18 protein-coding genes and 1 pseudogene are annotated in these 14,060 nt (G+C 73.9%); 10 read left to right on the top strand and 9 right to left on the bottom strand.

Annotated features, from left to right (window positions below; genetic code table 11):
* Positions 1-139 precede the first annotated feature (139 nt).
* The 4 genes from ACIRVF_RS03740 to ACIRVF_RS03725 form a co-directional block, all read right to left on the bottom strand.
* Positions 140-1,954: an alkaline phosphatase family protein gene (locus tag ACIRVF_RS03740; protein WP_402813176.1), complete on the bottom strand. Its 1,815-nt coding sequence runs from the start codon at positions 1,952-1,954 to the stop codon at positions 140-142.
* Between the two features lie 340 nt (positions 1,955-2,294).
* A complete protein-coding gene (locus tag ACIRVF_RS03735) occupies positions 2,295-2,465 on the bottom strand; it encodes a hypothetical protein (protein WP_402813174.1) in 171 nt (56 codons plus the stop codon).
* Between the two features lie 279 nt (positions 2,466-2,744).
* Positions 2,745-3,104 (bottom strand): nuclear transport factor 2 family protein, encoded by a 360-nt coding sequence (locus tag ACIRVF_RS03730; RefSeq protein WP_402813171.1) that lies wholly within the window; start codon positions 3,102-3,104, stop codon positions 2,745-2,747.
* Positions 3,105-3,158: 54 nt separating this feature from the next.
* Positions 3,159-3,776 carry a TMEM175 family protein gene (locus ACIRVF_RS03725; protein ID WP_402813168.1) on the bottom strand — a complete coding sequence of 206 codons (618 nt, stop codon included), beginning with the start codon at positions 3,774-3,776 and terminating at the stop codon, positions 3,159-3,161.
* A gap of 192 nt (positions 3,777-3,968) precedes the next feature.
* Between ACIRVF_RS03725 and ACIRVF_RS03720 the strand changes: the two genes are divergently transcribed.
* Both ACIRVF_RS03720 and ACIRVF_RS03715 read left to right on the top strand, forming a co-directional pair.
* Complete coding sequence (locus ACIRVF_RS03720) at positions 3,969-4,667, top strand: hypothetical protein (RefSeq protein ID WP_402813165.1); 699 nt, start codon at positions 3,969-3,971, stop codon at positions 4,665-4,667.
* A gap of 183 nt (positions 4,668-4,850) precedes the next feature.
* Positions 4,851-5,249 (top strand): annotated as a pseudogene (locus ACIRVF_RS03715) (TetR/AcrR family transcriptional regulator C-terminal domain-containing protein); the annotation flags it as partial.
* Positions 5,250-5,386: 137 nt separating this feature from the next.
* On the opposite strand, the gene ACIRVF_RS03710 reads toward ACIRVF_RS03715, so the two are convergent.
* Entirely contained in the window at positions 5,387-5,632 is a 246-nt protein-coding gene (locus tag ACIRVF_RS03710) for a hypothetical protein (protein ID WP_402813162.1), read from the bottom strand.
* Positions 5,607-6,278 carry a type III effector protein gene (locus tag ACIRVF_RS03705; RefSeq protein WP_402813160.1) on the bottom strand — a complete coding sequence of 224 codons (672 nt, stop codon included), beginning with the start codon at positions 6,276-6,278 and terminating at the stop codon, positions 5,607-5,609. The genes ACIRVF_RS03710 and ACIRVF_RS03705 overlap by 26 nt, the downstream gene beginning before the upstream one ends.
* A 109-nt stretch (positions 6,279-6,387) precedes the next feature.
* On the opposite strand from ACIRVF_RS03705, the gene ACIRVF_RS03700 reads away from it, so the two are divergent.
* From ACIRVF_RS03700 to ACIRVF_RS03685, 4 genes are all read left to right on the top strand, one after another.
* Positions 6,388-6,822 carry an Hsp20/alpha crystallin family protein gene (locus ACIRVF_RS03700; protein WP_402813157.1) on the top strand — a complete coding sequence of 145 codons (435 nt, stop codon included), beginning with the start codon at positions 6,388-6,390 and terminating at the stop codon, positions 6,820-6,822.
* Positions 6,823-6,971: 149 nt separating this feature from the next.
* Positions 6,972-7,319 (top strand): STAS domain-containing protein, encoded by a 348-nt coding sequence (locus tag ACIRVF_RS03695; protein WP_402813154.1) that lies wholly within the window; start codon positions 6,972-6,974, stop codon positions 7,317-7,319.
* Positions 7,316-7,720 (top strand): DUF2267 domain-containing protein, encoded by a 405-nt coding sequence (locus ACIRVF_RS03690; protein ID WP_402813151.1) that lies wholly within the window; start codon positions 7,316-7,318, stop codon positions 7,718-7,720. Before ACIRVF_RS03695 ends, ACIRVF_RS03690 begins: the two co-directional genes overlap by 4 nt.
* Positions 7,721-7,806: 86 nt before the next feature.
* On the top strand, positions 7,807-8,208 hold the full coding sequence (locus ACIRVF_RS03685; RefSeq protein ID WP_402813148.1) for a DUF2267 domain-containing protein: 402 nt from the start codon (positions 7,807-7,809) through the stop codon (positions 8,206-8,208).
* 30 nt (positions 8,209-8,238) lie between these two features.
* On the opposite strand, the gene ACIRVF_RS03680 is transcribed toward ACIRVF_RS03685, so the two are convergent.
* Positions 8,239-9,198, bottom strand: a complete 960-nt coding sequence (locus ACIRVF_RS03680; protein WP_402813145.1) for an alpha/beta hydrolase — start codon at positions 9,196-9,198, stop codon at positions 8,239-8,241.
* A gap of 178 nt (positions 9,199-9,376) precedes the next feature.
* On the opposite strand from ACIRVF_RS03680, the gene ACIRVF_RS03675 reads away from it, so the two are divergent.
* From ACIRVF_RS03675 to ACIRVF_RS03665, 3 genes are all read left to right on the top strand, one after another.
* Complete coding sequence (locus ACIRVF_RS03675; RefSeq protein ID WP_402813142.1) at positions 9,377-10,030, top strand: TetR/AcrR family transcriptional regulator; 654 nt, start codon at positions 9,377-9,379, stop codon at positions 10,028-10,030.
* 363 nt (positions 10,031-10,393) lie between these two features.
* Positions 10,394-11,284: a universal stress protein gene (locus tag ACIRVF_RS03670; RefSeq protein WP_402813139.1), complete on the top strand. Its 891-nt coding sequence runs from the start codon at positions 10,394-10,396 to the stop codon at positions 11,282-11,284.
* A gap of 170 nt (positions 11,285-11,454) precedes the next feature.
* A complete protein-coding gene (locus ACIRVF_RS03665; RefSeq protein WP_402813136.1) occupies positions 11,455-12,006 on the top strand; it encodes a hemerythrin domain-containing protein in 552 nt (183 codons plus the stop codon).
* Between the two features lie 182 nt (positions 12,007-12,188).
* Here ACIRVF_RS03665 and ACIRVF_RS03660 read toward each other — a convergent pair whose 3' ends face one another.
* Positions 12,189-13,079 carry a hypothetical protein gene (locus tag ACIRVF_RS03660; RefSeq protein ID WP_402813133.1) on the bottom strand — a complete coding sequence of 297 codons (891 nt, stop codon included), beginning with the start codon at positions 13,077-13,079 and terminating at the stop codon, positions 12,189-12,191.
* 117 nt (positions 13,080-13,196) lie between these two features.
* On the opposite strand from ACIRVF_RS03660, the gene ACIRVF_RS03655 reads away from it, so the two are divergent.
* A complete protein-coding gene (locus tag ACIRVF_RS03655; protein ID WP_402813131.1) occupies positions 13,197-13,691 on the top strand; it encodes a hypothetical protein in 495 nt (164 codons plus the stop codon).
* Positions 13,692-13,715: 24 nt separating this feature from the next.
* Here the strand turns inward: ACIRVF_RS03655 and ACIRVF_RS03650 are convergent, their stop codons facing one another.
* On the bottom strand, positions 13,716-14,009 hold the full coding sequence (locus ACIRVF_RS03650) for a WhiB family transcriptional regulator (protein ID WP_402813128.1): 294 nt from the start codon (positions 14,007-14,009) through the stop codon (positions 13,716-13,718).
* Between the last annotated feature and the right edge of the window lie 51 nt (positions 14,010-14,060).

Here is a 14,060-nt window from a genome sequence, read left to right as displayed (position 1 = left end):
TCGCGGGTGAGGGAGACGACGGGGTCGTAGAGGCGCAGGGGGCGAGGCGGCGTCCTGAACGAATCGCTCGTCGGTCAGGGCGGGTCGGCCGGCGCCGCCGGCAGGGGCCCGCACACCTGCGGGCCCCTGCCGGCTGCCGTCAGCCGACGGTCAGGGTGAACGGCCCGGCCAGTACGGAGTAGCCGTCGTTGGCGAGGTAGTACGCGTCGTAGCGGCCCGCGCCGTTGAGCTTGCCGGTGGCGAAGGTGACGGCGCCGCTCTGGTTGGGTGTGTAGGCCCAGGTGAGCGCGGACCGGGATCCGGGGGTGACGCCCGCCGGGTAGAGGCCGACCCAGTTCTTGGCGCCGGCCCGGGACGCGTTCGGGACGCCGTAGCGCAGGGTGACGTTGCCGCCGTTCGCCACCGCGTTCAGGTCGCCGGTCAGCGTCGGCCCGGTCGCGGTGGACGGCGCGAAGGCGGCGTTCAGCGGCGTCGCGTAGGTGTCGTTGGCGGTGAGTCCGGGCAGGCCGAGGGCCGACTCGATGGTGCGGCCGATGCCGTAGTGGTCGTAGTGCAGCGGGCTGCTGGTCCCGGCCGGGACGGTGCCCTGGGAGCCGACGACGACGGTGGCGACGTGGTTGTAGCCCTCGTTCTGGCTCTCGTCCCAGGTCAGGAGCAGCAGCGAGCGCTGCTGGGTCCAGGCCGGCGAGGAGAGCACCGGTGCGAGGGTCTGCTGCAGCCAGCCGTCCTGGGTCTTCAGGCTGGTGGCGCTGCCGTTGCCGGAGGCTTCGCCGTCGTAGTAGTCGTCGGCGGCGATCCAGGAGAAGTTCGGCGTGGTGGCGGCCGACCTGAGGTCGGTGGCCAGCTGGGTGGTGTCGAAGAGGTGGGCCGCGCAGCGGGCCGGATTGCCGCTGATGTCGGTGTAGTTGATGAAGGGCGCGTCGTCGGGCATGTAGTAGCTGTCGTTGTTCTTGTTGGTGTTGCAGGGCGTGCCCATGCCCTGCTCGTAGGCCTTCCAGGTCTTGCCCGCGTCCTCGATGGTGTCACCGAGGTTGCGCTGGGGGGAGTTGATGTTGGGCCAGTAGGTGGCGCCCTTGGTGTAGGTGTCGCCGCCCGCGACGGCGAGGTAGTTCTCGTCGCTGGGGTGGTAGACGCCGTGGGCGTCGGTGAGGGTGGCGCCCTGGGACATCAGACTGTGGATGTACGGGGTGTCCGCCGGGTCGTTCATGATCTGGGAGTAGTCGGTGTTCTCCATCATGACGGTGAACACGTGGTCGTAGCCCGGCACTTGGGAGGCGGGCGGGGTCAGTGGCACGGGGGCGGCGACCGGGGTGTCGAGGGTGAGCGAGAGGTTGTCCAGATAGCCGGTCTCGTTCGTGGAGGACAGGAACTGCACCTCGACCTGGATCGACCTGGTCCCGGCCGGGACGGCGCCGGTGGCGGTGCGGGAGAGGAACTCGGTGCTCAGGCCGCGGTCGGTGGCGGAGACGGTCGGCAGCTTGGCGGTCGGGCCGAGCGGCCTGCCGCCGGCGTCCTGGAAGTGCAGGGCGACCGCGGCGTAGCCCCCGTAGGTGGTCCAACCGCCCAGCCAGCCCGCCAGGTTGTAGTGCACGCCGCCGCCGTCGATCGCGGTGGCCGCGGAGGAGACGTCGACGGTCTGGCTCATCGAGCCGTCGCCGAAGTTGCCCGGCCCGAAGAAGGCCTTGCCCGGCGTGTTGCCGTCCTTCGGCAGGCCGAAGGAGCCGACCGTGGAGCACATGACGTCGACGCCGCCGGCCTCGGTGGCCCAGCCGGGGACGGTGGTGGCGGCGCTCCAGTCGTTGGTGCAGTAGCCGCCGGCCTCGGCGTCTCCGTTGACGATCAGGTTGCCGCTGCCGACCGCCGCCTGCGCGGCGGTGGGTGCACCGACGACCAGGGCGCCGATGAGCGGGAGGGTGGCGAGCAGCCCGCCGAGGGGGCTCCAGCGCAGTCGCATTGGGGGGTACCTCGTCCCGTTGGTTGCGTGAGGGTGGTTGCCGTGGCCGTGCACCACGAGCGGGACAGAGATACCGGTTCGGCGCGGCCCGGGGAAGGGCGCGCGGGCGAACAGCGGCCGAACTTGGTCAGACAACTTCACGCGGGCTTCTGTTCGTTCACGGCCGTCCGGGTCAGCTGCGGGTGAACGTCCCGAGGCCGTCGATGTCGAGCTGCTCGACGACCACCTTGCCGGCCTTCCCGTCGGCGCCCACGGTGAAGGTCACCCCGGAGAGGCCGACGGCGTTCTCGCCCTGGCTGCGGAAGCTGAAGACGTCGCCGTCGTAGTGCTGCAGCGGGTACTACAGGTTGGCGGGGCCGGCGGTCATCAGCAGGCCGCCGCCCTGCTCGCTCACCGTCAGCGGTCCGTAGCAGCCGCTGTTGCAGGTGCCGGTGTAGGCCGTGTTCGGTTCGGCCGGGGCGGCGCCGGCCGGGGCGCGAGCGGTCCACGGGGCTCCGCCGTGACGATGCATCAAGTCCTCCCTCGCCCGCGCGCCGCGGCCCCGGTGCCGCGGCGGAGCCGACGTCCGCCATACGGCGGGAGTGTGGACGGCTCGGCGCGCTCCCGAGCGCCGCCGCGCGCCGTCCGCCCGCGTATTCCACCCTTCCGGCGGCGCCGCGCCCGGCCCCCGGCGCCGTCACGCGGGCGGGCGCGTCCGGGCGTCGGCGGGGAGTTCGACGACCGCGACGTCACCTGGGAGTGACCGCGTGCGCGGGCGCCCCGGACGGCACCCGGGGCGCCCCGCCGTGTCTCAGGCCTCCGGCCCGTACGCGCCGAAGCCGCGGCAGACCAGGCCGTCACGGAAGGTGAGCACCTCGGCGACGGCCCGGCCGCGCTCGTTGCGGTAGTTGATGACGATCGTGTCGACGGAGGCCCGGACGTCCTCGACGGTGAAGTGCAGATCGGGCAGGTGCCGCAGGCCCTTGGCCCAGTACACGCGCAGGGCCTCCTTGCCGCGTACCTCGCCGGTCGGGTCGCCGACGAGGTCGACGATCCGGGGCGAGGCGAAGACGACGTCCTCGGTGTAGTGGGCGAGGATGCGCTCCAGGTCGTGGGAGTTCCAGTCGGCGGCCCACTCCTGGGCGAAGCGGGTGGCGAATGCGTGGTCCATGGCCCAGGACGGTACGACAACCGGTTCGCCCGCGCCGGTGTTTCCGTCATCTGGTCACCCCCGGTCGAGCAGTGGCACCCTCACCTGGTTGAAGGCGTAGTACACGGCGAGCAGACCGTGCACGGCGAGGGCGGCCGGAGCGGACAGGAAGGCCAGGCCCACGGTGAGCGGGTAGACGACCAGCCCCACCTCGAACCGCCACCGGGCCGCGCGGGCCGCCGGCACGTCGACCCGTTCGTCGAAGCAGTGGCCGATGCGGGTGGCGTAGTTCCAGAACACGCTGAACAGCACCGCCTGGCCGACCATCACCATGCCGTACACGGCCGCCGCGACGTTCGCGGCAGAGCCGTTGCGCAGGTTCTGCGCGACCACGGCCGTCGGGAACGGCAGAACCGAGATCAGCATCAGCAGCAGCAGGTTGACGAACATCAGGGTGCGGTCGACCCGGGCGAGGTGGGCGAACAGGGTGTGGTGGTTCACCCAGACCACGCCGATCACGAGGAAGCTCACCAGGTACGCGAAGTACGACGGCCACTGCGCGCCGAGCGCCCGCCACAGCTCCGTCGCGCCCTGGGCCTGCGGGATCCTGATCTCCAGCACCAGCAGGGTGATCGCGATCGCGAACACCCCGTCGCTGAACGCCTCGACCCGCCCGGTGTCCGTCGTCTCCACCCGGCAGAGCATCTCAGCCGGGCAGCACCGCCCCGCCGCGCAACGCCGGTCGGCCGACCTCCCGACCGGCGCCCGCCGCTCCCCTGTCCAGGCGCACTCTGAAAATCGGGTGATCGCCGGGACGGCGGCGAACTCCGGTGGGATGCTGTGTCCTCGGCCCGACCACCACTGCACCGATCCGGGGGGACCTCCATGCCACTGTTCGGCAACCGAAAGAACCTTCCCAAACCACTGTGTGACGAACACGGCCCGTGCAAGGCCCTGGCCGGAATCCCGGCCGCCGAGGTCCGGGACCGCCTGCGCCTGCTGATCACCCCGACCCGGAGCCTGGGCCCCGACGCCGTGGCCCGGCGGATCGACGAGGAGCTGTCGGTCGTCCTGTGCGTCAACGGCGGGAAGCGGGGCGGGGCCACCGAGGCGCTCTCGATAGCCGAGCACGCCGCCGACCAGTGGGGCATCGACCGGGCCGAGCTCTGGGAGCGGGCCTTCGCCAACCTGACCACCGAGCGGCTCAACCGGCAGTCCTTCAACGCCACGAACGGTGACGTCCTGTACGCCGTCAACGGGATGGGCTCCTGGCCCGGCGCGGCCCAGGCCCTGCGCCTGGAGAACGCCCTCGGCGGGACGGAACTGCCGTACGGCTCCCTGGTCACCCTGCCGACGAGCAACGCGTTCTGCGCGGCACCGATCCGCAGCGCCTCGTCGCTGAACGCGATCCGCTTCATGATCGACCTGTCGAAGCAGCTCCAGATCAAGGATCCGGCTCCGCTGACCTCGTCGATCTTCTGGTACCGGAACGGCTGGCTGGAGAACCTGAACGTCGGGGACAACGGGATGATGCGGCCGTCCGCCGACTTCCGGGACATGGCGAACAGCCTCCCCGCCGCCTGACCCGCCCCGCCGGAGCTCACCCGGCCGTGCGCCCGGAGGACGGGGATCCTCCGGGCGCCCCGGTCTCCGGCGCCGGGCGCGGTCAGCCCTCCTCGGTGCGGCGCTCCAGCCGGGTCCCGTGGCGCAGGGTGATCGACATCAGGTCGCTGGGGGCGTCGAGTTCCAGCCGGTGCCGGCGGCCGCGTCGCCGCGGCCGCCGCGGTCCACGAGGCGCTCTCCGGCTGCCCCTGGATCGTCGAGGTGCTGACCGCCGACGACCTGATGTCCACCCACGCCCTGTGGTTCGTCGAGCGGCTCGTCGACGGACTGGTCGGCTGCGGCCTGTCGCTGGAGCGCGCCGTACAGGGCTACCGCGCGATCTGGTACTACACCGCCGGGGAGATCGTGGTCCGCGCCACGGCGGCCCGCCGCCGCGCCGGGGACGACCGGCCGACCTACCGCGAACAGGGCTTCGCCGGTCTCGACGCCGACGAGTACCCGCGCCTGGCGCGGATCGCCGAGCGCTGGGAGCCGCTGACGGCCCAGGACACCTACCGGGACGGGCTCCGCGCCCTGGTGGCGGGCCTGCTCGCCGCCCGGTGAGCCAGGTGGCGGGCCTGCTCACCGCCCGATGAGCCAGGTGGCGGGCCTGCTCACCGCCCGATGAACGGAACCGGCCCGCCGGGCGGCGGCTCGGCGGGCCGGGGGGTGACGCCACGGGCGCACCAGGGGAAGGCTGCTCAGCGGCGACCGGAGCCGTCGCGGGCCGGTCCGCCCGGGCGTTCGGGGCTCGTCGGGGGCCACGGCCGGGTGGCGAGGTCGTGGCGGAGGGCGTCGAGCCGGGCCAGGCAGGCGTCGATCGTGGTCAGGGCCGCGCCGCCGTGCTCCCGGATCCGGCGTTCCAGGGCGCTGAGCCGTTCCTCGATCTGCTGCCAGCGGTCCTGCTCGGCAGCGGCGGGTTCAGGCGCGTCGTTGATCACTGTCATGGCGGAGGCGGTCGGTCTGGCGGGTGAGGTCGTCCAGGCGGGTGGCGAGGTCGGGATGGGCGCCGGCGAGGTACGGGCGCATGTCGGCCAGGGGCCCTATGAGGTCGGCCGGGTCGGCGGCGCCGAGGGCGGTGGTGAGCGCGTTCAGTGCGGGCCCGGCGGCCGGGGCGTGGTCCGGGGCGGCGGTGATCTGGGCGGCCAGCACGCGCAGTCCGGCGGCGTGGTCGCGGGCCCAGGCGCTGACGGCGCGGTCGGCGGCCCGGCGGTCGCGCACGGCCTTGAGCCGCTCCGCTCCGGTCTCCCCCGCGGCGGGGGCGCCGGCGGAGCGAAGCCTCAGGTAGCGGTTCTCGGCGGCCTGGCGGCTCGCGACGCCCATGGGCCGCGCGAGGTCGGCCCAGGTCGCGCCGCCGGCACGGGCCGCCTCGACCAGCGGGGCCTCCCAGTCCGCGAGCCGGGCGCGCAACTCGCGCAGCAACACCAGGGCGGCCAGCGCCTGTTCGGGGCCGTCCTCATGGGGGTCCTCGGGTACGGCGGAGGCCGCACGGGCGGAGCGGACGGCGTCGTCGATGGCGGCGAGCGCCGACGCTGCGGCGAGGAAGGAGACCGGCTCGGAGCCGGGAGCGGGCTTCGACGGCTTCGTACTCATGACGTCATTCTACGGATGACACTCAGCGTTTGTCATCGAAAGGACGACGTGCTACAACGGTGTCAGGTGAAGCGCACTGGCACCCATCGATCAGTGGAGGTGTTTCGCGATGCTGATGCGCACTGACCCGTTCCGCGAGCTGGACCGGCTGACCCAGCAGTTCCTCAACACGACCGGCACCTGGTCGCGGCCGACCCCGATGCCGCTGGACGCGTACCGCACCGGTGAGGAGTACGTGATCTCCTTCGACCTGCCGGGCGTGGACCCGGAGGCGATCGACATCGACGTCGAGCGGAACATGCTGACCGTCAAGGCCGAGCGCCGTCCGCGCCACGACGGCGAGGGCGTGAAGTGGGAGCTGTCCGAGCGCCCGCTCGGGGTCTTCTCCCGCCAGGTCATGCTCTCCGACACCCTCGACCCGGAGGGGATCAGCGCCGACTACGACGCGGGCGTGCTGACCCTGAAGATCCCGGTCGCCGAGAAGGCCAAGCCCCGCAAGATCGCCATCAGTCACAGCGGCGGCCGCAAGCAGATCCAGGCCTGACCCTTCCCGGCCGGGCCCGGCCGTCCAGGCCCGGCCCCTTCGGAGGCCGTCCCGTGCCGCCCGAATCCCCCGGCGGAGCGGCACGGGACGATCCGGCCCCCGTACCACACCTGCCCGCGACGGCGGGCGGACGGACAGCGAGCAGTCCCATGACCACCCAGGTGACCCCGTTCGTGGTGACGGCGTGCGGCGAGATCGACCTCGACACCGCCCCGCGCCTGCATCGAGAGCTGTCCCGCGCACTGACGGAGCACCGGGAAGTGGTGCTCGACCTCTCGGAGGTGACGTTCATGGACTGCTCGGGCCTGGGCGTCCTCGTCCGGGCCCGGAACCAGGCCGACCGCAGCGGCCGAAGCCTCGTCCTGCGCGGCGTCGGCCGCCCCGTGGCCCGGCTCCTCAAGCTCACCGGCCTCGGCTGCCGTTTGGCCCCCGGGCCCCGGCCGTCGCCGAACCGGACCCAGTTCGTCCCCGATCCCGAAGGAGGGAGAACACGGTGACGATGCGTTGGGAAGCGTTCCTGGAACAGGTCCGGGAACGCGGCGAGTACAGCACGCCCGAGGAGGCCGAGCGCTGCGCGCGCGTGGTCCTGGCCCTGCTCGGCGCCCACCTGGTCGGCGACGTGCGCGCCCGTCTCGCGGCCAGCCTGCCCGAAACCCTCGCCCTGGTCCTGCTCAACCCCCTGCAGGCCGCCGAACCGCTCAGTCCCGAACGGTTCGTCCGCGCCACCGCCGCCTGGATAGAGGGCGCCACCGAAGCCACCGCCCTGTGGGACATCGGTGCCGTCCTGTCCACGGTCGCCGACGCGGCCGACGACCGGCTCATGGAGCAGGTCCTGCTCCAACTGCCGCCCGGCTACGACGCCCTGTTCGGCCAGCCGGACGTCGTCCGGCGCCCCTGATCCGCCGATCCCTGACCCGCCGCCCCCTGTTCACCGTTCGGGCCGCCGCACAGACGCGGCGGCCCGCGCCACGGAAGGCCACCGCCATGACCCGGCACCGCCGCCTGATCCAGCAGGTCCGCACCCTCGGCCGCTACCCCGGTGACGAGGAGGCCGAACGCGTCCTCGACTCCGTCCTCGCCCTGCTCGGCTCGCAGCTCACCGGCGAGGAACGCTGCGACCTCGCCTCCGTGCTTCCCGAACGGGCCCGCACCGTCTTCTCCTCGCAGATCCCGCTGCCCGCGCCGGTCGGCGCGCCCGCGTTCGTCGAAGCCCTCGCCGACGTCCTGGGCACCAGTCTCACCGCGGCCCGCTGGGACGCCTCCTCCGTCCTGGCCGCCCTGGCCGACCTGGCCGGCGACCGTCTCACCGACCGCGTGCTGGCCCAACTGCCACACGGCTGGGCACTGCTCTTCGGTCGCGCCGACCTGACACCGGTCCCGGCCTGAGCCGTCGGGCCGGGCCACGTCGTCGGTCTCTCACTCCGCCAGGGCCGCGCGGAGGAAACGGAGGATGTCCGCCCGGGCGGCTTCGGCCCGGGGTTCCAGGCCGGGCAGGGTGAGGAACGCGTGCCTCGCGCCCCGGTACTCGGAGAGCGTCACGGGCGTCCCGGCCGCGCGCAGCCGCTCGGCGTAGCGGCGGCCGTGGTCGGCGAGCGCATCCCGGGTGGGCACCACCACGAGTGCCGGGGCCAGTCCGCCCAGGTCGTCCGCGTAGAGCGGCGAGAGCGCGCGGGCATCGCCTCCCTGCGGCACGGCGAGCCGTTGGAGGAAGCGCAGTAGGGGCAGCGCCGGGGTCGGGCTGTACGCGTGCTCGGCCACCGAGGGGTGGTCCTCCATCGTCCCGGTCACGTCGGTGACCGGGTTGACCAGTACCTGCGCCCTGAGTTCCAGGCCCGCTTCCCTGGCCCGGATGGCCGCCAGGGCGCTGATCAGCGCGCCGCAGCTCTCGCCGAACACGGCCGTGCGCGTCGGGTCCACGCCCCACTGGGCGGCGTGCCGCAGCACGTGGCGGAGCACCTCCCAGCCGTCGTCGACGGCGTTCGCGAGCGGGCTGCCGGAGGCGAGGAGGCGGTGCTCGACCGAGACGACGAGTGCGGGCAGGTGCGCGGCGAGGTGGCTGTTGGTCCAGTCGCACTGCGCCGCCGTACCCACGAAGCCACCACCGTGGACGTGGACCACGAGCGGCAGGCCGACCCGGGAGCCGGTTTCGCCGTCCCCCGCCGGCGCCGGCCGGTACACCCGGACCGGGAGTTCGCGGCCGGGCAGCGCCAGCTGCTGCCAGCCGATCGCGGCGCCGGGATCCGGTTCCCCCAGGACCGCCCGGGCCGCGCCGGACGCGCGCCAGCGGTTCTCGGCCTCCCGGTAGTCGCGCAGTTCCTCGGCCGTGATCGCCTCGAAGTCCGGCTCCGGCGGGCGGGTGTGGGTGGTCCGGCTCATCGTTCCTGCTCCCCCTCCCGGCCGGTCGCCGGGGTGTCGTCACGTCAGGACAGTGTCTTGCCCCCATTATGCACGCGGCGCGTGCAACGCCAAGTGCAACGCCAAGTGCTACCCCGAGTGCTCTGTCGAGTGCAAGGGCCGGTGCATCGGCTAGGCTGAGCCGGACGAAAGGGGCGAGATGACGGGCCGCAGGCGATGGTCGGCCGAGGAGATCCTGGACAGGGCGGTGACACTGCTGCGCACGGACGACGCCGAGTCGTTCAGCGTGCGCAAGCTCGCCGCGGCGCTCGGGACCGACTCCTCCAGCCTCTACCGGCACTTCCGCAACAAGACCGAGCTGCTGCGCGAGGTCGCCGACCGCGTCCTGGTGGCCGCCATGGACGGCTACCGCCCCGAAGGCGACTGGAAGCAGCGCCTCACCACGCTGGGCCTGCGCCTGCGGGAGGCCTTCGGCGAGCAGCCCCAACTCGCCGGGATCTGGGGGCGCTACGGGTCCGGCGGCACCGGATCCCGGCTGGTCATGGAGGAGGTGCTGCAGGCCCTGCGGGCGTCCGGACTGCCGGACCGGGAGATCCCGGCGCGCTACCACCGCATCGTGATCCTGCTGGCCGCGCTGATCTCCTCCGAGGCCGGCCTCAGCACCGTCACCCCCGAGGAGTACGAACAGGGGATGGAGCAGTTCCGCGTCGCCGTACTGGGCGCCGACCCCGAACGCTTCCCCGCCCTCGCTCACTTCGCCCGCGACGTCCGCCCGCTCGGCGCAGAGCGGAGCGCCGCGTTCGAGGAGATCCTCGCCGCCCACCTCGCCCACATCGAGGCCATGGTCCCCTGACGGCACCGGCCCGTCCCGCGCCTGCGACGGGACCGGCCCGCCGGGCGAGGGACGCTCGGCGGGCCGGGTCGGCAGCTCCACGAGGAATCCCTCTCGGCCCGTGCGACTCGCCCGGCCCGCCCGGCCGCTCGGGTACCCGGCCGCCCTCACCCCCGTCCCCGCCCGCGTAAACGCCGCCGTCACCGGCGAACCGCCGCCCGACGGCTTCCTGCCGCCGCGGTCGTCGCAGCGCGGCGGGGCGCGGGCCCCGGTGCCCCGAGAGGTGGCGGGCGCGACCACCGCCGATACTGGGGTCGCAACCCGAGGCGGCCCCCGGCGGCCGGCTACGGCCCTCGCCGCGCCGCGGAACCTGAGGAGCGCGCCGTGACCGATCACCCCCCGACCGGACCGTCCGCGCCCGGAACCTCCACCGGGCCCGTCGTCGTCGGTTTCGACGGCTCGCCCGAGAGCCTCACCGCGACCGAGTGGGCCGCCCGCGAGGCACAGCGCCGCGACCGCCCGCTCGAAGTCCTGGAGGCCTGGCCCTGGCCGAAGCGGGACGTGGTCGGCAGCGACCAGACCTACCACCGCGCCCTCGCCCACCTCGCCGACCGCGAGTCCGCGCTGTCCGCCCTGGTGCCCGACGTGCGGGTCTCCACCGCCCCGGTGTCCGCCGACCCGGTGGAGGCCCTGGAGGAGGCCTCGCACCGCGCCGCCGTACTGGTGCTCGGCTCCCGCGGACTGGGCACCCTGCGCGGGTTCCTGGTCGGCTCGGTCAGCCAGGAGGTGCTGCGCCGCTCCGCCTGCCCGGTGGTGCTGGTCCGGGCCGACGAGGACGAGCCGGACGGCCCCGTGACGGCCGGGATCGACCTGGCCCACCCCGCCGACCACGTGCTGGCCTTCGCCTTCCAGGCCGCCGCGCTCCGCGCCGCGCCGCTGCGGGTCATCCACGTCTGGTCCCCGCCGGCCGGCAGCGAGTACATGTCCTACGGTGCCATCGGCGGCCTGGAGGGCGAGCTCTCCTCCGTGGAGTGGGCGGGCCTCGCCGAGACGCTGGAGCCCCTGAGGGCCCGGTACCCCGAGGTGGAGGTGACCGCCGACCTGGTCCGCGGCAAACCCGCCGTCGAACTCGTCGACGCGGCCGCGTCGGCCCGCCTCCTCGTGCTCGGCCGCCGCCTGCGCCACCTGCCGCTCCGCCACCACCACCTCGGCCCGGTCGCCCACGCCGCGATCCACCACGTCCACTGCCCGGTCGCCGTCGTCCCCTACGGCTGAGCACGCCACGCCCGCCGGCAGGCCGCTCGGGGCCGGCGGCCCCTGCACGAGTGGTTCGGCCACCTCGCGCGCATGCCTCGCCGGATCCCGGGGATACGAGAGGCCCAGGGCGGCCCGCCCCCGGGCGGGCCCGCTTCGAGCTCACCATCGCGACGAGAAGGAGCAGAGAAATGGGACACGGCGGCAACGTGATCGACGAGCTGATGACGGACCACCGCGAGGTGGAGGAGATGTTCGCCCGGGTCCAGGCACTGCCGGCGGGCGACGAGCGGCGCCGCGAGGTGGCGAACGAGTTCACCATCGAGCTGGTGCGCCACTCGGTGGCCGAGGAGCAGTACCTGTACCCGGCGGTGCGTGAACACGTGCCCGGCGGTGAGGAGCTCGCGGACAAGGAGGTCGCCGACCACGCGACCGTCGAGAAGCTCCTCAAGGACCTCGAAGACGTGGACTGCGGCGACGCCCGGTTCGGCATCCTGGTCGACCGGATCATCGACGAGGTCTCGGCGCACATCCGTGACGAGGAGCAGAACCTCTTCCCGGCCCTGGCCGGCGTCTGCTCGGCCGAGCAGCTGGACGAGCTCGGTGACCAGGTCCGGCGGGCGAAGAAGCTCGCGCCCACCCGCCCTCACCCGAACGCGCCCGACAACAAGCTGCTCGCGGCCGGTACCGGCCTGGTGGACCGCGCCCGCGACCTCATCACGGGGCGCGGCAAGTCCTCGTAACGCCGGAGGCCGCCGGGGGGGGGCCCCCCCCCGCGGCCGCCCGGGCGGCCCCCCCCCCCCGGCGGACCGCGCGCGGGGGCGCCGGGGGGGCGCGGCGGGGGGCGCCCCCCCGCCCGCGGGGGGGGCCCCCCCCCACGGCGGCGTTCCGAGGGCGCGGTGTCCGGCGGATCCGGGCCCGGCCGTCAGCCTCGGCCGGCCGCGGTCCAGTAGCCCCCGTCGGCCGGCCGGTGACTGCGCAGGTCGCGGCGGACCTGGTCGGCCAGCCGCCGGGTGTCGCGCCGGTTGACCGTCGCGCCGATGCCGGCGCCGAGGAGCAGCGGGGCCGCCGACGGGAGTCGGCGTATCCAGCTGCGGCTGAGCCGGCGGCGCACCTGCTGGCGCACCTCCGAGCCGAGGGCGAGTGCCGTGAGACCCGCCGGACGGACCAGCAGGTTCGCGTCGATCCCCCGGCGGTTGGCCCAGGCGGCCAGGTAGGCCGCGGTCCGCTGGGTGCCGCTGCCCCGTACCGGAACGCCGTAGACCTCGTGCAGCTCGGCGATCAGCTTGATCTCCACGGCCGCCACGGCAAGCGTCTCGGCCGCGATCTCCACCGGTATCGCGGGCGGCGCGGGCAGCATCGCGACCGCTCCGACGCCCGCGCCGAGCGTGCCGGAGGCCCGGGTGGCGCCGGCGACCAGCAGGTCGGCCAGGCGCTCCGGGTCCTCTGCGCCGGGGTGCTGGGCACGCAGGGTGGCGAGGTCGCGGATGGGGATCCGCGGGGCGGCGCGCACCAACTGCTCGGTGAGGACCTTGCCCCCGAGGACCGCGCCCCGGCCGCCGCTGCCCAGCAACCGGGTGACCTTCGCGGTCAGTGCCCGGGCCCGGCCCCGCTCGACGGGCGTCTCCACGGCCGGCCAGGCCCCGACCGGCCGCTCGGCCCGCTCGACCAGCTCGGCGACGCTGTCGCCCAGCCCCGGCTCCGGCTTCGCGGGTGCGGGTGTGGACGCGGGTGTGTGGGGGCTCGGGTCCGGAGCTCCGGGCTCCGGAGGCCCCGGTCGCTCGGAGCGGCGGCCCCCTCTGCGAAAGACTCCCATGCGTGTTCGGATACCCGGCCCTCCGGACGGCACGCCTGGGTGGTCCACCGGGTGGGCGGCCGGCACTTCGGCTAGCGTCGCCCGTGGGGGTCGGACGGTGCTCAGGAGGTCGACGGCATGGCAACAGTGGCGATCGCGCGGCTGGCGGAGGACTGGCGGCGGGCGGCGGATCAGCACCTGACGCCGACCAAGCGGTCACTGGTGGTGATGTGGGCGGCGTTCGGCACCACCTTCGGCACGGTCCGCTTCATCACCCACGGGATCAGGGGCGGCTGGCTGCCCTGGGGCAACGTCTCGGCCGGCGGGAAGCACCTGCACCACTACAACATCGGCATCGCGGCGCTGGCCGGGGTCGGCCTGGTGGCCGTCCGCGGCGACGAGCCGGCCGTCGGCCATCCGGCGGTGGCCGCCGTCTACGGCGCGGGCGCGGCCCTGATCACCGACGAGTTCGCCCTGCTGCTGGACCTGCAGGACGTCTACTGGGCCAAGCAGGGCCGGGTGAGCGTCGACCTGTCGTTCGGCGTGCTCGCCGCGCTCGGGGCCTACCTGTCCGCCGCGCCGTTCTGGCACGAGATCGTCCGGAGAACCCACCGGCGCCTCAGGACCGGGTGAGGAGCCCGTCGGCCGCGGGTCGGGTCAGGCCACCCGCCGGTGGCGTACGGGCCTGAGCAGCAGTTCCCGCTCCTCCTCGCTCAACCCGCCCCACACCCCGTAGGGTTCGCGCGTTTCGAGCGCGTGGCGCCGGCACTCCGTACGGACCGGGCACCTGGCGCAGACCGCCTTCGCCGCTTCGTCGCGCGCCTTGTGCGCGGCGCCCCGCTCACCGGCGGGATGGAAGAAGAGGCTGTTCTCCACCCGGCGGCAGGCAGCCTCCAACTGCCAGTCCCAGTAGTGGTCGTAGGCCCCGGGCAAGCGCGATACGTCCGCCATCAGAAGCGACCTTCCTCTTATCGGCCGGAAACATGTCGCTGGTCCGTGTAG

The sequence above is a fragment of the Kitasatospora sp. NPDC101157 genome, assembly GCF_044768255.1.
Classification (GTDB): domain Bacteria; phylum Actinomycetota; class Actinomycetes; order Streptomycetales; family Streptomycetaceae; genus Kitasatospora.
The sequence above is the reverse complement of the archived record's forward strand: the minus strand, read 5'-3'. Positions and strand labels throughout refer to the sequence as shown.

Bases quoted from the DNA above. Each gene is read 5' to 3' on its own strand.
- ACIRVF_RS03735 (WP_402813174.1), bottom strand. From the start codon at position 2,465: ATGCATCGTCACGGCGGAGCCCCGTGGACCGCTCGCGCCCCGGCCGGC.
- ACIRVF_RS03660 (WP_402813133.1), bottom strand. From the start codon at position 13,079: ATGGGAGTCTTTCGCAGAGGGGGCCGCCGCTCCGAGCGACCGGGGCCT.
- ACIRVF_RS03700 (WP_402813157.1), top strand. From the start codon at position 6,388: ATGCTGATGCGCACTGACCCGTTCCGCGAGCTGGACCGGCTGACCCAG.
- ACIRVF_RS03675 (WP_402813142.1), top strand. From the start codon at position 9,377: ATGACGGGCCGCAGGCGATGGTCGGCCGAGGAGATCCTGGACAGGGCG.
- ACIRVF_RS03705 (WP_402813160.1), bottom strand. From the start codon at position 6,278: ATGAGTACGAAGCCGTCGAAGCCCGCTCCCGGCTCCGAGCCGGTCTCC.
- ACIRVF_RS03740 (WP_402813176.1), bottom strand. From the start codon at position 1,954: ATGCGACTGCGCTGGAGCCCCCTCGGCGGGCTGCTCGCCACCCTCCCG.
- ACIRVF_RS03720 (WP_402813165.1), top strand. From the start codon at position 3,969: ATGCCACTGTTCGGCAACCGAAAGAACCTTCCCAAACCACTGTGTGAC.
- ACIRVF_RS03710 (WP_402813162.1), bottom strand. From the start codon at position 5,632: ATGACAGTGATCAACGACGCGCCTGAACCCGCCGCTGCCGAGCAGGAC.
- ACIRVF_RS03730 (WP_402813171.1), bottom strand. From the start codon at position 3,104: ATGGACCACGCATTCGCCACCCGCTTCGCCCAGGAGTGGGCCGCCGAC.
- ACIRVF_RS03650 (WP_402813128.1), bottom strand. From the start codon at position 14,009: ATGGCGGACGTATCGCGCTTGCCCGGGGCCTACGACCACTACTGGGAC.
- ACIRVF_RS03655 (WP_402813131.1), top strand. From the start codon at position 13,197: ATGGCAACAGTGGCGATCGCGCGGCTGGCGGAGGACTGGCGGCGGGCG.
- ACIRVF_RS03665 (WP_402813136.1), top strand. From the start codon at position 11,455: ATGGGACACGGCGGCAACGTGATCGACGAGCTGATGACGGACCACCGC.
- ACIRVF_RS03685 (WP_402813148.1), top strand. From the start codon at position 7,807: ATGACCCGGCACCGCCGCCTGATCCAGCAGGTCCGCACCCTCGGCCGC.
- ACIRVF_RS03695 (WP_402813154.1), top strand. From the start codon at position 6,972: ATGACCACCCAGGTGACCCCGTTCGTGGTGACGGCGTGCGGCGAGATC.
- ACIRVF_RS03680 (WP_402813145.1), bottom strand. From the start codon at position 9,198: ATGAGCCGGACCACCCACACCCGCCCGCCGGAGCCGGACTTCGAGGCG.